The following is a 15,932-nucleotide window of genomic DNA, read 5'->3' as shown; positions in this document are numbered from 1 at the left end:
CCGAACCCCCTTTCCGAATTAATCCATAGTTTCATTCAATGGATTGATGCGCTTATCTCCGAGTTTGATTCTGGCATTGAGCAGATGTCTCTTCATATAATAAGCTGCTGCTTTCTCATCTTGACGTTCTATGGCTTCATAGATCTTTACATGCTCTTCATAGATTTGCTGCCTCTTCCTGGCAAGGCCGACATTCTGCTTCAATGAAAAGGTTAGAGCCCTCTCGTAGAGTCCCCTCAGGCTCTCCACTGATTGCAGGAGGAAGCGATTCCCGGAAGCCTTTACGATTTCATGGTGAAAAGCGAAGTCAGCTTCAGATCCAACAGACGTTTCGTCTTCCATTTTTTCGGCGAACAGATCAAGAGCCTCCCGGATTGCCTTCAGTTCATCTTCAGTTCTCCTCATAGCTGCAAAAGAGGCTGCCTCCGTCTCTACGACGGTGCGCATCTCCAGAAGGTCATAGACCTGATCAATATGGATGAAATCGAAGGTGACCGGATCCAGCATATTCGCAAGGTTGACCTCTCTCACGTAGCTTCCTCCACCCTGCCTCGATTCTACCATTCCCCCTGCCTGCAGTACTCTCAGCGCTTCCCGTATCGGAGAACGACTGACCCCGAACATGCCTGCCAGTTCATTCTCAGATGGAAGCTTTGAATTCGGTGGGAATTCTTTATCCTTAATCATCCTTTTCAACTCATCCAGCACTTGTTCAGATACTTTTTTTCTTTCAATCGGTGATATCATATGAAAGCTCCTTTAGCGAACAACTTGTATTACAAGTATACAACATCCACTTGCCAGTGGATAGAGTATTCAGAAAAATTTAACTTATAACACGAAAAGGATCCGTACACCCTTCCTCATTACGCATGAATGAGGGAGGGGCCGGATCCTTTTTTTGAACATACTACTTATCGGTCATATCCGTCATGCAGCCACTTCGTAGGAACTGCGCTTTTTATGCGTGAGCACATGATACAGGATCGTCAAACCGCACACCACCAACCCTGCAGCATCTGTCAGAAGGCCTGGTTTGATCAAAAGCAATGCCCCGATAAAAAGCAAGCAACGTTCAAGGAGTGCAAGCCTGGTTATCAGGAAATTCCCCAGTGAACTCGCAAGGGCGTACACCCCTATGGTACTCGTGATGACGACGATGGCAATGGAAAACACACTCAGCGCTTCCCCATCTTGAGCCGGCTGTAAAAGAAGGATCGGGTCATAGGCGATCATAAATGGAATGATGAATCCTGGAAGGGAGATCCTCAGCGCCTCCCAGGATGTTTGCATGGCGTTGGCCCTGGCAAGTCCTGCGGCCGTGTATGAAGCCAGGGCTACAGGAGGCGTGATATTGGATAGGGCTCCGAACCAAAACACGAAGAAATGGGCTGCAATTGGTGCTACACCTGCCGCTACAAGGGCCGGGGCCGCGGTTACGGCTACCACGATATAAAGCGCTGTTGATGGAAGACCCATACTCAGTACGATACAAGTAAGCATCACGACAATGAGAACGAGCCAAAGCTTGCCACCTGTCAACTCTACGATGTTAAACGCGAGCGTCGAACCGATGCCCGTCATCGTCACTACACAGATGATGATTCCAATCGCAGCACAGGCGATTCCCACCTGGATTGTCCCCCTGCCTCCGTCAATGAAGGCCTGGATCGTTTTCCTGAATGTGATCCTGGAGGTTTTGTCCTTCGCGATCCAGCTTGCAAGGATGACGGCCCCGATCCCGGAGAACCCAGCGAATAATGCTGTCTTACCTGCCAAAAGTGTCCCGATGACCACAAGGATCGGAATGAGGAGAACTCCTCTTTCCTTCAAGATTTTCACGACATCCGGTATATTTTCTTTTGCAATACCTTTCAATCCTAGTTTCTTCGCTTCAAAATCAATGGCGAAGATCAAGGCGATATAGTATAGGAAGCTCGGGATGATGGCAGCCAGGATGACCGTTGTGTAAGAGATCCCGAGGAACCCGGCCATGATGAACGCCGCTGCCCCCATGATGGGAGGCATGATCATTCCTCCCGTAGAGGCCGCTGCTTCCACTGCTCCTGCAAATTTCGGTTTCAATCCGATGGACTTCATCAAAGGAATGGTGAATGTACCCGTTGTGGCAACATTGGCAACCGCCGACCCACTCAATGATCCCGTCAATGCGCTTGATAACACCGCGACTTGAGCGGGTCCTCCCCGTCTTCTTCCGGCAATGGCCAGAGCAAGATCATTGAACAGCTGTGTGGCCCCACTAACGGACAGGAATGCACCGAACAGGATGAACATGACGATGAAGGTGGAAGCAGTTGAAAGCGTCAGTCCTAGGATTCCTTCCGTTGTCATATAAAGCCGGTACAACAAACGTTCCAGTGAGAAGCCTGCGTGACCGAAGATCCACGGAAAATAGGTGCCAAACAGGGCATAGGCGATGGTGATGAGACAGAGGATCGGAATGAAGGCGCCGACCGCCCTGCGCGCTGCCTCCAACAGAACGATGATCGTGATCCCTGCAAATACATAATCGATGGTAATCGCCTGTGAAGCACGATCAACGTGAATAACAGAATAATTGAACAGAAGATACCCGATCCCCGCCAGAGAAAGACCGATAAAAATATAATCCGGGAGGGTGAAACGTGAATTGCTTGCCTTCTTTCCTGAAGGATAGAAAAAGAACGTTAGAAGTAAAAGTAGACCGAGGAAAATCAGATTCCGATAGATTTCCTGTATGTTGGATAGGCCGTTTGTATAGATCGCAAAGATCGAGAACAACACGGCAACCGATCCGGCGATGGTCTTATATATGCCAGTCAGTTCCCTGGCCCCGCCCCCTGCTTCCTTGTCAAGATTCGTTGCTTCCGTATTCGTTGACATTGACTTCACTTCCTTCCTTTATTGTGCTTCCGGTGGAATCAATTCTTCCGGAATATCCAAACCAGCTTCTTTGAAATATTTATATGCCCCTGCATGGAGTGGGACCGTGACCCCGTCGAGTGCCGTTTCAAGCGTCATATCCTTTGCTGAACTATGAACCTCGTACATTTCATCCAGGTTTTCATAAAGGGTCTTTGTCAACAGATAGATGGTCTCTTCATCAATTTCCTTTGTGGTGGAGAGAAGATTAGGCTGCGCGATCGTTTGAATGTCTTCATCGATTCTCGGATATGTACCGCCCGGAATCGTGTAACGATACCAGCTGTTTGATACTTTATTAATGGCATCCAGTTCTTCATCCGTCACTTCAAGAACAGTCGCTTTTACGTTGCTTGCATACATATCCGTAACGGCGGAAATCGGTATGCCGGCAGGCAGTGATCCACCATCCAGACGCCCGTCCCTCATGGCGGATACCGTATCGCTGTATCCGAGATACTCAGGGGAGATGTCTTTTTTGGACAGCTCCAGTCCTTCCATCATAACCAGTGTAGACTGTTCTGTACCGCTTGCCTGTGGCCCCACTGAGAACCTTGTTCCCTTGATATCTTCGATTGTTCCCGACTTCACCTTGTTATTCATGAGCACAAAATGCTCGACATTCGGCCATAACATGGCGACTGATCGAAGATCTTTATAGGGCTTGCCTGAAAACGTGCTATCCCCCTCATAAGCCTGGGTGGAGATCAACCCTTGCAAAATGGCGAGTTGTGCTTCTCCTTCTCGGAGCAATTCGATATTTTCAATGGATCCGGCAGACGATTGCCCGCTGGCTTGAACCTTTTCCCCTTTTAAATGGCTGCTCCAGATATTCGCCATCCCGACACCGATTGGGTAATAGGTTCCGCCTGTGGAGGCAGTTGCAACAGAAACGAACTTTTTCCCTTTGTTGCCCTCAGCGGTTCTGACTCCCACCACCGCTGCGATGAAGATAAACACGATACTGAGGATGATCTTCCATTTCTTCATAAATGATTTCCCACCTTCCTTTATGTAAGCGCTTTAAAACTTGTAATACAAGTATACAATAAGACAAGATTAGACGAAAGAAAATTCTGACATTGAAACCAAAATAAAAATGATCCCTGATTTATCAGAGATCATTCATCTATGTGAATCCTTATTACAGGAGAATTTTAGTACCATTGCTCCCAGTTGTTTGATTTGATATATTTCTTGATCATTTGAATATCAGACTTCATCTTCTCAATATCCGCATTTACATTGCCTGCGCCACGGTTCATCCGTTTGCTCATGACATTATTCAGCATGGATGAGATATCGAAGTTCTTTGCCATACCCAGGAGATTTTCCGTAGATCCCAGCCCTGTCCCCTTCATCAGGTTTTTCAGACTGTCTTCATTCATGATGGAATTCATCTGTTCCTTCAATGTATCCATATCGATAGATTGACCTTGATCCTTTGATACTTTGTTGATCATATCGAATAATCCTTCAAGTGGATTTCCTTTTTCGCTCATTTTCCGTTCCTCCCTTCAAGGTCTTCTTATTAACTCCTGAAGAAGGGAGCATGTCCCATCTTCAGAAGCACCATTCTTACAACTCGCCTACCACTAACAACACAAGTAGCGCAATTCCGATTACTAGTGCCGCAAGAGGAGCAATAGCAAGCGTGATAATGAACGCAGCCACAAGGATCACCAACAAAAGGCTGTAGAAATCAAATTCAGTGCTCGGTTGAGATTTTGAGTAACCCATATCCAGTCACCTCCTTGTTCTTTTCTAGTAAATCACCTTACAACGTTATTCTATGTAGAACTGGTAGTTTCGCATCTGATAGAAGCCTATTTCTAGTAAAACGGGCGAAAATAGACATCAGTATAGATTGAGAGGAACCCTCTGACGCTACTGCCCACAAAACAAATGAAAAACCCGAATTCATTCACCTGATCGCAGGCAAATGAATTCGGGTTTTACTATGGCTAAAACTTGTTTGTTTCAGCCTCACTGTATTTTTCTTATTTAAACAACTTCACGATCCCAGTGGCGGTGTTCTGAAATGGCTGTGATAAATCGTTTGGAGAAATCATCTCCTCCATTCGTAACAACACCTGAGCCTTGCTGGATACCGGCAGAAGCAAGCCACTCAGATCCTTCATGGACAGCACCGATCGGTTTGAAGTGTGAGAAGGCTTCCTTCACGAAATACTGAGTTTCACTTGTAAACTTCTTATCTACTTCGGTTCCACCAGCAAGGAAGATGCTGTCGAACAGAACCGATTCACCTGTCAGGAATGTATGATCCACCTCAAGCTCCGCCCCGTCAGCTCCTTTGATAATGCCGAGCTTGCCGGATATGATCTCTGGCTGCACCCCTTCTTCTTTAAGAGCATTCAGGATGGCCGATACTTCGCTGTTGAATCCTCCCGCCACGATCACACCAACTTTTCGGGTCTGAGGTTTCTTCTTCGTGTTTTCCTGGCTGAGTGCAGGAGATGATTTCGTTACAGTGGAACCGGCATCCTGAGGAGCCTCAAGGCCGATCTGTTCCGCAAAGCCTGCGGCGAGTTCCTTACTGACATTGGCAAACATGGCCACAATCTGCTTCCTCACGTCCACACTCTCCACTTTTCCGAGCTCAAAGCTGAACGCCTGGATGATGTGATCCTTTTCCGGGCGGCTCATGCTGTTCCAGAACATCGTCGCTTGGGAGAAATGGTCTTTGAAGCTCTCACTCCTGGCCCTGACCTTATGGCCCTCAACCTTCTCCTGATAGTGGACATAGCCACCTTCCTCAGGACTTGCTGGTGCAGGGGTATTGTTGGCGAGTGAGTTTTTGTGATAGCTCACCTGACCACGGTTGATCGTCTGGCGGCCGTAACCATCCCGCTGATTATTATGGAATGGGCAGACCGGTCGGTTGATCGGAAGTTCATGGAAGTTCGGTCCTCCTAAACGGATGAGCTGAGTATCCGTGTAGGAGAAGAGCCTACCCTGTAGTAGGGGGTCGTTGGAAAAGTCGATGCCAGGAACGACAGATCCCGGATGGAATGCCACTTGCTCCGTTTCGGCGAAAACGTTGTCTACATTACGATTGAGCGTCATCTTCCCAATAATCTTCACCGGTACATCTTCTTCCGGCCATAGCTTGGTCGGATCCAATACGTCGAAGTCGAACTTGAATTCGTCTTCCTGCTTGATGAGCTGAACGCCAAGTTCGAATTCCGGATAGTCTCCGTTTTCAATGGACTCAAAAAGATCACGGCGGTGGAAGTCAGGGTCTTTCCCGTTGATTTTCTGTGCTTCATCCCATACGAGGGAATGGGTCCCGAGGACAGGCTTCCAGTGGAACTTCACGAAGTGTGCCTTCCCTTCATCGTTGACAAAGCGGAATGTATGGACGCCAAAGCCCTCCATCATGCGGAGACTTCTTGGGATGGCACGGTCGGACATGGCCCACATGACCATATGCGCAGATTCCTGGTTATTGGCGATGAAATCCCAGAATGTATCGTGGGCGGAAGCAGCCTGCGGCATTTCATTATGAGGCTCCGGCTTCACCGCATGGACGAAATCAGGAAATTTGATGGCATCCTGGATGAAAAAGACTGGGATGTTATTCCCCACAAGATCGTAGTTCCCTTCTTCTGTATAGAACTTCGTGGCGAACCCACGGGCATCACGTACGGTTTCAGCAGATCCCTTCGATCCTGCCACCGTAGAAAACCGCACGAATACCGGCGTCTTAACGGATGGATCCTGAAGGAATTTAGCCATTGTATAGTCTTTCATTGATTCATATACTTCGAACTCACCGTGTGCGGCATAGCCCCTAGCATGGACGATGCGCTCAGGAATCCGCTCGTGGTCAAAGTGTGTCATCTTCTCACGGAAGTGGAAATCTTCGATCAGGGTCGGACCGCGTTCCCCCGCCTTGAGGGAAAATTCATCTTCCGATACCTTCAGGCCCTGATTCGTGGTGAGATGCTTATCCTTATCATCCACACGGTACTGTTCCAGCTGTTCATCCTTGCTATTCCCGTTCACCTTGCCATGACGTTCATTACTCATTCTCTCAACCCTCTCCACCTGTTTTGTAATGCTGTTTACTATGTAAACAAATCCACTTACAAACTACCCTTCTATTGGTAGAATAAACATGATTTTCTGGAGAGGTATTCCTCTTCACCTATTATTTTCATAGAAAAAGAGGCACCATCCAAAGATGCCTCCTTCCGTTCATACTCTAATCATTCTTTACCCACTATTCTTGATCCCTTATCCATTCTACGGGTCCGGATACAAGGGTTCCTTTAGGGACCGTGATATAAATAGCGTCGGTGCCTATGGAGGATTCAAACGATTCACCTCCAAAAGCGGTCACACCTTTAAACTGATTGGTCACAAAAGAGCCTGTGTACTGATTGATGACAATCTCCTTATCGGGCTGACTTTTCACTGTCAGAACCCCCTCTTTAAAAGCTATTTTAGGAGAAGGTACTTCGCTCGTGATATCCAGATTCTGAAGAACGCTACGGGATACGATATGCTTTACTGTCATTTCATCTGATTCTCCCCGGTCGTCGACGATGATGAATGGATCTCCGTCTTGCCATCCCATCGTTTTTACATCGAGCGATTTCTCTTTACTGGGGAAGTTCCATTCTTTTTGCAAAACAGCTATCGGTACCTGATCGATGGAACCCTCCATCAGGCCGGTCATGAATTGGTTGTAGTCGTCTTCACCTGTATAATCGGCTGCTTCATATCTTGTGTCCTTCATATGGTCAGGCAGGAAGACGAATACGATGATGGACGCAACTAGTAAGATCCCGTATACCAGCAAGATTTTTTCCGGTAAAATCCGTTTGCTTAATCCAGCAACCTTCGTCTTCTTAAGAGAAAAACCGATAAGGACTGCCAGTAGAGCAATGATGAAGATGGGGAGTATAAGACCAAGGACCATCATGATTTCACCTCCAGGCGATTTCCTGTTATCAGGTTAACCGCGAAAAGCGGAAGAATGACGAGCAGAAACTTTCCAACGAATAGACTGAATGATGTCTCATCCAAAAAGAAGAGGAAAAGATCTTCTGTTAAGAATGGGACGCCCAGCATAAATGAAGTGGTCATGGGAACGCCGATGACTATGGCAGGAATGATGAAGAGGAACAGCTTATTCATCTGAACCAGCATACCGCACGTATACCCTGAAAGGGCGAACAATATCAGGTACATACAAGTTCCAAGGATTCCTTGAATTGTCGGTGCCGCCCCCTCAAAAATAAACGTTGCATCCCTGAACAAAATCAACAAATCTCGTAGTAAATAATCTGCACCGATCGCTGTAAGTGCCCCAATGGTGGATATGATCAATAAACACAGCAGTGATGAAACCTGACTTGTCAGCCTGTTACTAACCATTAAAAAGTCACTGTATCGATACGCCTTCGTGGTTATGACGATGGCCGTCATGAACGACCAGATCATCGTGAAGACTAGGATCAGGTTCCCGGAATACCCGTTCACCTCGAAGGAATAGCCCATGGAAGAGGATCCGACCGCCCCACCGGTGCTCCCGAGGGACAGTAAAAGTGCGACTACTTGAACAATGATCATCGATGTATAAATCCCTCTATACGCCTTCAGCTTATACCGAAGCTGTTTCATGACGATGCTCCAAAAGTCTGCCTTAGCGATAGACATCATCGATTCCCCCTTTTCCTCTTCCTGTGATGTACACGCATGCGTCTTCTGCCGCTACTTCCCTGACCGAAAACGTTTCAGGGATCCGCCCTTCAAGCCGGTCCTGTCTTACAGCAGCTAACGTCAGGTGAGGGGTGGTGGCTTTCATCTGCAGCACGTCCTGCGCGGAAGCCCATTTTTCCAGTTCTTCTTTCGGTCCGCTCACTTCGATGACAAGCTGCCTGACTTCATCAACGGGCTTATGAAGGCAAAGTCCGCCGTCCTTCATGAGGAGGATATTCTCTATGAGATCCTCCATCTCGGTCAGGAGATGACTGGAGAGGATCATGGTCCTCGGATGGGCGAGATAATCCTTCAGCATCATGCGATAAAAGTCCTTCCTGACGGCAGCGTCCATCCCCGTGACGGGTTCATCCATGATGGTCAAAGGGCACCGTGCAGCAAGGCCGACAATGACATTGAAAGTGCTTTTCATGCCTTTGGAGAGCTGACTATGATACGTTTTTCCGTCAAGGGAGAAATGGGCCATGAGCTTCCTGGCGATTTCCATATCCCAATTTGGATAGAAATCCTTCATGGCATGTAGGATTTCCTTCAGATTCAGATAAGGGGAAAAGGTCATTTGGTCATCCACGTAGATACTATTGGCGGATACATTCAAGGAATTAAAGGGTGTTTCTTCAAAGATGAGGATTTCTCCATCCGTCGGCCGTATGAAGCCTGCCAGGAGCTTCAATAAAGTCGTTTTCCCTGCGCCATTCCTCCCGATCAAACCAGTGATTACATTCTCCTCGATTGTGAAGGTCATCTGATTCACGGCCTTCTTCCCACCGAACATCTTTGAGACTCGACTGCACTCGATGACATTCACCCTTCATTCCCCCTTCTCATTTCTTCCCTGATCAACCGGATCAGTTCGTCTTCTGATACATTCAGATACGCTGCTTCCTTCACCAGATTCCCGACGAGTTCTGCAAGCGTCTCATTTTTTCTCCTTATCAAAATGATGTTCTTTGCCTTCTCCGAAACAAACATACCCAGCCCCCTTTTCTTGTACAGCACTTCTTCATCTACTAATAACGATAGGCCCTTTCCTGCCGTCGCCGGATTGATATTGAGCATGTCGGCGAGCTGATATTGGGAGTACACTTTCTGATTTGCCTGTAGGGCATCAGAAAGGATCTCTGTCTCGATCCATTCGGCAATCTGGACGTATATCGGCTTCGAACTGTTTGAATTTAAGATCAAGAGTGCATTCACCTCTCCCTGCCATAGTGCATTACTGATGTAATGTACTATATACTGATTTCCATTGTTTTGCAATAGGCAAGGAGGAATTTTTTTCAAACTCACTTGCCAACGTAACATTGTTCTGTTATTGTGAATACAGATACAACGTAACAATGTTTTGTTACAAGGAGGTTGAGTATGAGTGAAGAACTGATTTCAAAACGTGAAGTCCTCGATATGACCGGCATTTCCTATGGACAGCTCTACCGATGGAAAAGAAAGAACATCCTCCCTGAAAGCTGGTTTATCAAGAAGTCCAGCTTCACAGGACAGGAAACCTATTTTCCAAAAGTGAAGGTGCTCGAACGCATACAAAAAATCAAAGAGCTGAAGGATGACCACTCCCTCGACGAGCTATCTGCGATCTTCTCTCCTGATTCGTCCACCATCCAACTGAGTGGACAGCAGGTACGGGCACTGAACTTGATACCGGAAGATCTCTGGGACCTGTTCCAAGTAAGGGAAAGCTTTACCGGTCAGGATCTGCTGCATGGCAAGGTCGTGTACCAGGCCAAAGAACAAGGCGTCAAGGAAGAAGCACTGAAGGAGCTGGTTTCCTTTCTGGAATCATCCCCTCCTCCCCTCGACTACATGCTCATCGGCATGAGTAAAGGATCGGAATGGATGTGGATGCAGCTTCCCGGTGACAGTAAATGGGTCATGGAAGAATCCGCGAACTCCGTGGAGATGGACATCGGTTCGTTGATGGAACAAGTGAACGGCAGCATTGCAACAAAGTGAAGATATTTTGAGGAGGATCATGATGAGTACAGCTCAAACGAAATTACATGACTTGAAGATCAGTGGAAGCGGGACATCGGGCGGCGGAACATTCAAAGATGTAAAAATTAGCGGGAGTGGGAAAATCCACGGCGATCTATCCTGCAAGGAATTCCATATGTCGGGTTCGGGTAAGGTGGATGGAAAAGTGGACGCGGAGAATATGAAAACGAGCGGTTCATCCGTGTTTTCAGGCGATATCGACACAGGGACTTTCACCGTAAGCGGCTCTTCCAAATGTAACGGGAACCTTACCGCACAAGAAGTTGATATCAGTGGATCGGTGAAGATCGCAGGCAATTTATGCGCTCAGACACTTGAGAGCAGCGGTGCCTGTAAAGTGGAAGGAAAGATCCAGGGGCAATCCATAGAGACAACCGGCTCTCTCAAGGTCGGCAAAGACTGTGAAGTGGAAAGCTTCACTTCTTCAGGCTCTGTCCATATTGACGGATTGCTGAATGCAGATAAGATTGAAATCAAGCTGCATCATCACTCCTCCATCAAGGAAATCGGCGGCGAAACAGTGGTGGTCAAACAGAGCCGCACGGGGAAATTCTTCAAGCAGGTGGTCAATTTCTTCACACAAAAAGATGAGTTCCTCCACTGTGACCTCATTGAGGGGGATCTCATCACCCTGGAAAATACTAAAGCAAAGCTCGTTCGCGGGAAGCACATCATCATCGGTGAAAATTGTGAAATCGATCATGTGGAATACTCCCATGAACTCGATACAAAAGAAAATGCAAAGGTCGAGCGTTCAACCAAGATTTAATCACAGAGGATGGGACAAAACTAAAAGAGGCCCCTTTAATGCCCAACACGATCAGTATAGGATCTTAATACCGCTCATGATCTCCGTGCAACCGCTGGAAACGATGAAATTTGAATGTTCATCAAAAAATTTAAAACCCGAATCATTTGCTTTATCGTAGGCAACTGATTCGGGTTTTACTATGACTAAAACATGTTTGTCTCAGACTCTTTTTTCATTCCCTTTACCTGTTATTAACAAAAGTGCGTATGTACATTCTGAATCTTCTGCTATATTAATAGATATATAGTACATTTCCCTGTTGGAGGTACACATGACCCGTCTGACTGAGCATCTTATCGTCGTATCATTCGACTGCCTGTCTTCACTGGATTATCCACTTTTGAAAGAGCTCCCACACTTCAGCCGCCTCCTCGAGGAAGGGGCCTTATGCCGGAATGTGCGCACCATTTATCCATCCGTCACCTACCCCTGTCATACATCGATCGTGACGGGGAACTATCCGAAGCGTCATGGGATCATCAATAATACGCTCATCCAGCCGGGGCGACCTTCGCCCGACTGGTACTGGCATCGCTCTCACATCCGGGGAACCACCCTGTACGATGAAGCAAAGTCATCGGAACTTACAACGGCCGCCCTTCTATGGCCTGTCACGGCGAAAGCAAACATCGATTACAATCTTCCCGAGATATTCGCCAACCGTCCGTGGCACCACCAGATCATGGTTTCACTCATGAATGGGACCTCGCTCTACCAAATCGACCTTCAACGGCGATTCGGTTCAATAAGAAACGGCCTTGAACAACCCGCTTTGGATGATTTTGTACTGGAATCCGCCGTCCATACGATCCTTACGAAGAAGCCAGGCCTGACGCTCATCCATTTCACCGACCTCGATACAATGAGGCACTACCACGGATTCTCTTCAAAGGAAGCCATCGATGCCATTCACCGTCATGATGATCGTCTTGGACGGATCATGGATGCATTGGATGAAAGCAGATGTGAGTATACCTTGGTTGCATTGGGAGATCACAGTGCACTTAACGAAGATACAGCCATCCAACTCAATGTTTGCTTCAAAGAGAAAGGATGGATTACATGTGATGGGAAAGGAAAGGTGATCGATTGGCAGGTTTATGCCAAAGGGTGCGACGGCTCATCCTATGTTTATGTAAGGGACGAACGACTTATGGATGGGGTCCACCAATTATTGAAAGCGCTTAAAAAAGAAGGAGGGATCGAAGACATCTTCACGGGATACGAGGCAGGGCTCATGGGTGCAGATGGAAGTGCTGCATTCATGCTCGAGGCAGAGAGAGGGTATTACTTCAAGGACTTCACCGATGGCGACTTCCTTCATCGCATCACCTCTCAAGATGTCCAGGATCGCACCTATACATGGGGCTCCCACGGGTACTCCCCTTCCAAGGACCAGTACGGGACGATATTCATGGCCATGGGCAAAGGAATCAAAAAGACGGAAATCCCTGCAATGAATCTTGTGGATGAGGGTCCTACTCTGGCACGCCTCCTAGGCCTTGACCTCGGGGATACAGATGGGGTATGCCGACATGAATTACTGGAAACAGCGAACATTGAACAGGAGGACGGAAAAGGATGAAAAAATTCACAAAAGAAGAGAATAGTTGGATCCTCTATGATTGGGCGAACTCAGCCTATTCCATCATCATCTCCACGGCCGTTTTCCCGCTTTTCTTCAAGGCAGCCGCTACAAGTGCAGGAGTCAGCTCCGTGGACTCCACGGCGTATCTCGGTTACACCATTGCCATCGCGACGTTCATTTTGGCCATGCTCGGTCCGATTTTGGGCACGATTGCTGATTACGAAGGCTACAAGAAAAAATTCTTCACCTTCTTCTTCACCCTGGGTATCATCTTTACAGCCTCCCTCGCCTTCATTCCAGGGGAGCAGTGGCTCCTCCTCCTCATCTTTTACACGGTATCCACCGTGGGATTTGCGGGAGCCAACGTCTTTTATGATGCCTTCCTCACCGATGTGACAACCGAAGACCGGATGGACCGTGTTTCTGCGAGGGGTTATGGGCTCGGTTACATCGGCAGCACGATCCCGTTCATCATCGCCATCGCCATCATCGTGCTCGCACAGAGCCAGGTCATCCCCATCGCCGTCGACACGGCCAGTGGCATCGCCTTTGTCATAACAGCCATATGGTGGGGAATTTTCACCATCCCTCTTCTCAAGCATGTCAAACAGCATTATTTCATCAAACGCGAAAAAAACCCCGTAGCGAAGAGCTTTAAACGCCTGGGCAAGACCTTTAAAGAAATCCGGAAATATAGAGCCCTTTTTCTATTCCTATTGGCTTATTTCTTTTATATTGATGGAGTCGGTACGATCATCACCATGTCCACCGCCTATGGAAGTGATCTTGGCATCACTTCTACCAACCTGTTGATCATCCTGTTCGTCACCCAGGTGGTGGCAGGGCCATTTTCCATCCTATACGGCAGGCTTTCTGAGAAGTTCACGGGGAAGAAGATGTTGTACGCAGGAATCATCGTCTACATCGGCGTCTGCATCTACGCCTATTTCCTTGAAACAACCCTCGATTTTTGGATTCTTGCCATGCTTGTTGCCTCTTCACAAGGTGGCATCCAGGCACTGAGCAGATCCTACTTTGCCAAGATGGTACCTAAAAAGAACGCCAATGAGTTCTTCGGTTTCTATAATATCTTCGGGAAATTTGCTTCGATCATGGGACCACTGCTAGTGGCTGTGACGTCCCAGGTGACAGGGCAGTCGAACAGCGGGGTGTTCTCTCTTGTGATCCTCTTTGTGATCGGGATCATCATTCTCGCCTTCGTACCTGAACCTAAGGAAGAATCCGTCGATCGCTCCGCCATCATCTGATAGAAAAAATCCGGCCGAAATCACTTCGGCCGGATTTTCTAATTAGAAATTTGGAGCAGCAGCTTTGGCTTTTTCAATGGCTTCCGCTTTGATTTCCTCGGCTTTATCCGGCATGGCCGCATGTCCTTCGACGAAGATCCCTTCGAAAGATGGCACGCCGAAGAATTGCATGATGATTCCAAGATATCGGTGACCCATTTCAAGCTCAGCCTGTGGACCATGGGAATAGACTCCCCCTCTTGCCTGGATGTGGATCGCTTTCTTATTCGTCAAAAGACCGACGGGACCGTTCTCAGTATACTTAAATGATTTCCCTGCTACGGCGACCGAATCGATGTACGCCTTCATGACCGGTGGAAATGAGAAGTTCCAAAGCGGCGTGACGAACACGTATTTATCGGCTGCGACGAATTGTTCCGAAAGCTCATTCAGGCGGCTTACCTTTGCCTGCTCATCTGGGGACAGATCTCCTCCTGACTGAAGTTTCCCCCATCCGCTGAACACATCTGCATCGATGGACGGGATATGTTCCTTATAGAGATCGAGATGGGTGATCTGGTCATCTTGGTGGCTTTCCTGATAGGATGCAATGAACGCGGATGCAACCGCCATGCTGAAAGATTGGGTTTCATCGTGCGGGTGTGCGGTAATATAAAGAACCTTTGCCATGTCGGAAACTCCTCCTTTTATGCTCTCTTCTCTATTGGAGAAAGAACCTCCATAGTTTTCTCTTTGGGCAAATGATTATCCCGTTTTTCAAAAAAGAGCGACCCCGAGCTTATGAACCCGGGGTCGCTCCTATTCATTCTTCCGTTCCGTATGGATTCCCCGAGATGCTCTTCCGCATCTCTTCGGTCAAAACGAAGGGCTCCTGTACCCCTTCTCCTACGTTGCTTACCGGGTGACTCCCATCATAATGCAATGGTTTTCCTTCCATTTGATCACACCTCCGTTTTAATCGCTCGCATCCCCTGATGACTGATTCTTTGTACCTATTTCTTCCTCTTACAACTTTTTCCCTTTTTTATACTGATAATATTTATTTTCAAGGTCCATAATTTGTCCCGCATGCGGTTCATAAGCGTTGCGTTTTGTTTCTTCCACAAGCTTTTCAAGATACACCCTGCACTGTTTCGCCCCCCTCAAAAGCAGAGGGACACCGATGGCATCCAGCCCGAGTCCCCGGGCTAAAAAACCGCCTGCGGTCATGACTGGGGGTACAACGGGGGATGTGTTCGAGAAGATGATCTTTCCGTCACGATCATAACGGGAAAGAAGCATCTTACTTACATCTTTCATGGCGGGCAGTACATACTTAGAAGACCGTTTCCCGATTGTATACACATCATGACCGTCATGATCTGTCCCTTTGAAAAAAAGATGTCCGGCATCTTTTTTGTTCAGCTGATTGAAGTCCGGGATTTCTAGGATTTCCTCATCGGTCCACTCTCTATCCGGGAGCAATCTCAGGTGGATCGCTGCCGCCATGGAGGTCGTGTGGGTCCCTCCAAAATCATGGTAAATAAAAATCATCTCATCACCCTTACCGATCGTCTTTTTATCAGTATGGGTCTTTTACTAT

Annotated in this window: 17 protein-coding genes; 4 read left to right on the top strand and 13 right to left on the bottom strand. The window is 47.6% G+C overall.

Going from position 1 to position 15,932, the window contains the following annotated elements; all coding sequences use genetic code 11:
- Positions 1-18: 18 nt before the first annotated feature.
- The 10 genes from K6T23_RS07190 to K6T23_RS07145 form a co-directional block, all read right to left on the bottom strand.
- Positions 19-747: a FadR/GntR family transcriptional regulator gene (locus K6T23_RS07190; protein WP_238284063.1), complete on the bottom strand. Its 729-nt coding sequence runs from the start codon at positions 745-747 to the stop codon at positions 19-21.
- Between the two features lie 183 nt (positions 748-930).
- Positions 931-2,883: a TRAP transporter permease gene (locus tag K6T23_RS07185; RefSeq protein ID WP_238284395.1), complete on the bottom strand. Its 1,953-nt coding sequence runs from the start codon at positions 2,881-2,883 to the stop codon at positions 931-933.
- 18 nt (positions 2,884-2,901) lie between these two features.
- Entirely contained in the window at positions 2,902-3,912 is a 1,011-nt protein-coding gene (locus tag K6T23_RS07180) for a TAXI family TRAP transporter solute-binding subunit (protein ID WP_056534585.1), read from the bottom strand.
- A 167-nt stretch (positions 3,913-4,079) separates the two neighbouring features.
- Positions 4,080-4,424: a hypothetical protein gene (locus tag K6T23_RS07175; RefSeq protein WP_048004989.1), complete on the bottom strand. Its 345-nt coding sequence runs from the start codon at positions 4,422-4,424 to the stop codon at positions 4,080-4,082.
- A 76-nt stretch (positions 4,425-4,500) separates the two neighbouring features.
- Positions 4,501-4,662, bottom strand: a complete 162-nt coding sequence (locus K6T23_RS07170; protein WP_156184481.1) for a hypothetical protein — start codon at positions 4,660-4,662, stop codon at positions 4,501-4,503.
- 264 nt (positions 4,663-4,926) lie between these two features.
- Positions 4,927-6,975: a catalase gene (locus K6T23_RS07165; protein WP_056534583.1), complete on the bottom strand. Its 2,049-nt coding sequence runs from the start codon at positions 6,973-6,975 to the stop codon at positions 4,927-4,929.
- A 193-nt stretch (positions 6,976-7,168) separates the two neighbouring features.
- Positions 7,169-7,873: a hypothetical protein gene (locus K6T23_RS07160; RefSeq protein WP_238284062.1), complete on the bottom strand. Its 705-nt coding sequence runs from the start codon at positions 7,871-7,873 to the stop codon at positions 7,169-7,171.
- Complete coding sequence (locus tag K6T23_RS07155) at positions 7,870-8,613, bottom strand: hypothetical protein (protein ID WP_238284061.1); 744 nt, start codon at positions 8,611-8,613, stop codon at positions 7,870-7,872. Before K6T23_RS07155 ends, K6T23_RS07160 begins: the two co-directional genes overlap by 4 nt.
- Complete coding sequence (locus K6T23_RS07150) at positions 8,597-9,481, bottom strand: ABC transporter ATP-binding protein (RefSeq protein WP_238284060.1); 885 nt, start codon at positions 9,479-9,481, stop codon at positions 8,597-8,599. The genes K6T23_RS07155 and K6T23_RS07150 overlap by 17 nt, the downstream gene beginning before the upstream one ends.
- A complete protein-coding gene (locus tag K6T23_RS07145; RefSeq protein ID WP_238284059.1) occupies positions 9,478-9,858 on the bottom strand; it encodes a GntR family transcriptional regulator in 381 nt (126 codons plus the stop codon). The genes K6T23_RS07150 and K6T23_RS07145 overlap by 4 nt, the downstream gene beginning before the upstream one ends.
- A gap of 180 nt (positions 9,859-10,038) precedes the next feature.
- On the opposite strand from K6T23_RS07145, the gene K6T23_RS07140 reads away from it, so the two are divergent.
- The 4 genes from K6T23_RS07140 to K6T23_RS07125 all read left to right on the top strand — a co-directional run bounded on the left by K6T23_RS07140 (position 10,039) and on the right by K6T23_RS07125 (position 14,350).
- A complete protein-coding gene (locus tag K6T23_RS07140; RefSeq protein WP_238284058.1) occupies positions 10,039-10,641 on the top strand; it encodes a DUF4004 family protein in 603 nt (200 codons plus the stop codon).
- Positions 10,642-10,660: 19 nt separating this feature from the next.
- Positions 10,661-11,452 carry a polymer-forming cytoskeletal protein gene (locus tag K6T23_RS07135; RefSeq protein ID WP_238284057.1) on the top strand — a complete coding sequence of 264 codons (792 nt, stop codon included), beginning with the start codon at positions 10,661-10,663 and terminating at the stop codon, positions 11,450-11,452.
- 313 nt (positions 11,453-11,765) lie between these two features.
- Entirely contained in the window at positions 11,766-13,079 is a 1,314-nt protein-coding gene (locus K6T23_RS07130; RefSeq protein ID WP_238284056.1) for an alkaline phosphatase family protein, read from the top strand.
- On the top strand, positions 13,076-14,350 hold the full coding sequence (locus K6T23_RS07125; protein ID WP_159642908.1) for an MFS transporter: 1,275 nt from the start codon (positions 13,076-13,078) through the stop codon (positions 14,348-14,350). The genes K6T23_RS07130 and K6T23_RS07125 overlap by 4 nt, the downstream gene beginning before the upstream one ends.
- Before the next feature lie 42 nt (positions 14,351-14,392).
- On the opposite strand, the gene K6T23_RS07120 is transcribed toward K6T23_RS07125, so the two are convergent.
- The 3 genes from K6T23_RS07120 to K6T23_RS07115 all read right to left on the bottom strand — a co-directional run bounded on the left by K6T23_RS07120 (position 14,393) and on the right by K6T23_RS07115 (position 15,883).
- Positions 14,393-15,019: an FMN-dependent NADH-azoreductase gene (locus K6T23_RS07120; RefSeq protein ID WP_238284055.1), complete on the bottom strand. Its 627-nt coding sequence runs from the start codon at positions 15,017-15,019 to the stop codon at positions 14,393-14,395.
- Positions 15,020-15,152: 133 nt separating this feature from the next.
- A complete protein-coding gene (locus tag K6T23_RS22180) occupies positions 15,153-15,287 on the bottom strand; it encodes a hypothetical protein (RefSeq protein ID WP_273546613.1) in 135 nt (44 codons plus the stop codon).
- A 68-nt stretch (positions 15,288-15,355) separates the two neighbouring features.
- Positions 15,356-15,883: a DUF3189 family protein gene (locus K6T23_RS07115; RefSeq protein WP_238284054.1), complete on the bottom strand. Its 528-nt coding sequence runs from the start codon at positions 15,881-15,883 to the stop codon at positions 15,356-15,358.
- Between the last annotated feature and the right edge of the window lie 49 nt (positions 15,884-15,932).

Source organism: Rossellomorea marisflavi (assembly GCF_022170785.1).
Classification (GTDB): domain Bacteria; phylum Bacillota; class Bacilli; order Bacillales; family Bacillaceae_B; genus Rossellomorea; species Rossellomorea marisflavi_B.
Note: the sequence above shows the minus strand (reverse complement) of the source record. Positions and strands in the feature narration are given on the sequence as shown.

Coding starts and splice junctions, on each gene's coding strand:
- K6T23_RS07190 (WP_238284063.1), bottom strand. CDS start 747: ATGATATCACCGATTGAAAGAAAAAAAGTATCTGAACAAGTGCTGGAT.
- K6T23_RS07185 (WP_238284395.1), bottom strand. CDS start 2,883: ATGTCAACGAATACGGAAGCAACGAATCTTGACAAGGAAGCAGGGGGC.
- K6T23_RS07180 (WP_056534585.1), bottom strand. CDS start 3,912: ATGAAGAAATGGAAGATCATCCTCAGTATCGTGTTTATCTTCATCGCA.
- K6T23_RS07175 (WP_048004989.1), bottom strand. CDS start 4,424: ATGAGCGAAAAAGGAAATCCACTTGAAGGATTATTCGATATGATCAAC.
- K6T23_RS07170 (WP_156184481.1), bottom strand. CDS start 4,662: ATGGGTTACTCAAAATCTCAACCGAGCACTGAATTTGATTTCTACAGC.
- K6T23_RS07165 (WP_056534583.1), bottom strand. CDS start 6,975: ATGAGTAATGAACGTCATGGCAAGGTGAACGGGAATAGCAAGGATGAA.
- K6T23_RS07160 (WP_238284062.1), bottom strand. CDS start 7,873: ATGATGGTCCTTGGTCTTATACTCCCCATCTTCATCATTGCTCTACTG.
- K6T23_RS07155 (WP_238284061.1), bottom strand. CDS start 8,613: ATGATGTCTATCGCTAAGGCAGACTTTTGGAGCATCGTCATGAAACAG.
- K6T23_RS07140 (WP_238284058.1), top strand. CDS start 10,039: ATGAGTGAAGAACTGATTTCAAAACGTGAAGTCCTCGATATGACCGGC.
- K6T23_RS07135 (WP_238284057.1), top strand. CDS start 10,661: ATGATGAGTACAGCTCAAACGAAATTACATGACTTGAAGATCAGTGGA.
- K6T23_RS07130 (WP_238284056.1), top strand. CDS start 11,766: ATGACCCGTCTGACTGAGCATCTTATCGTCGTATCATTCGACTGCCTG.
- K6T23_RS07125 (WP_159642908.1), top strand. CDS start 13,076: ATGAAAAAATTCACAAAAGAAGAGAATAGTTGGATCCTCTATGATTGG.
- K6T23_RS07120 (WP_238284055.1), bottom strand. CDS start 15,019: ATGGCAAAGGTTCTTTATATTACCGCACACCCGCACGATGAAACCCAA.
- K6T23_RS22180 (WP_273546613.1), bottom strand. CDS start 15,287: ATGGAAGGAAAACCATTGCATTATGATGGGAGTCACCCGGTAAGCAAC.
- K6T23_RS07115 (WP_238284054.1), bottom strand. CDS start 15,883: ATGATTTTTATTTACCATGATTTTGGAGGGACCCACACGACCTCCATG.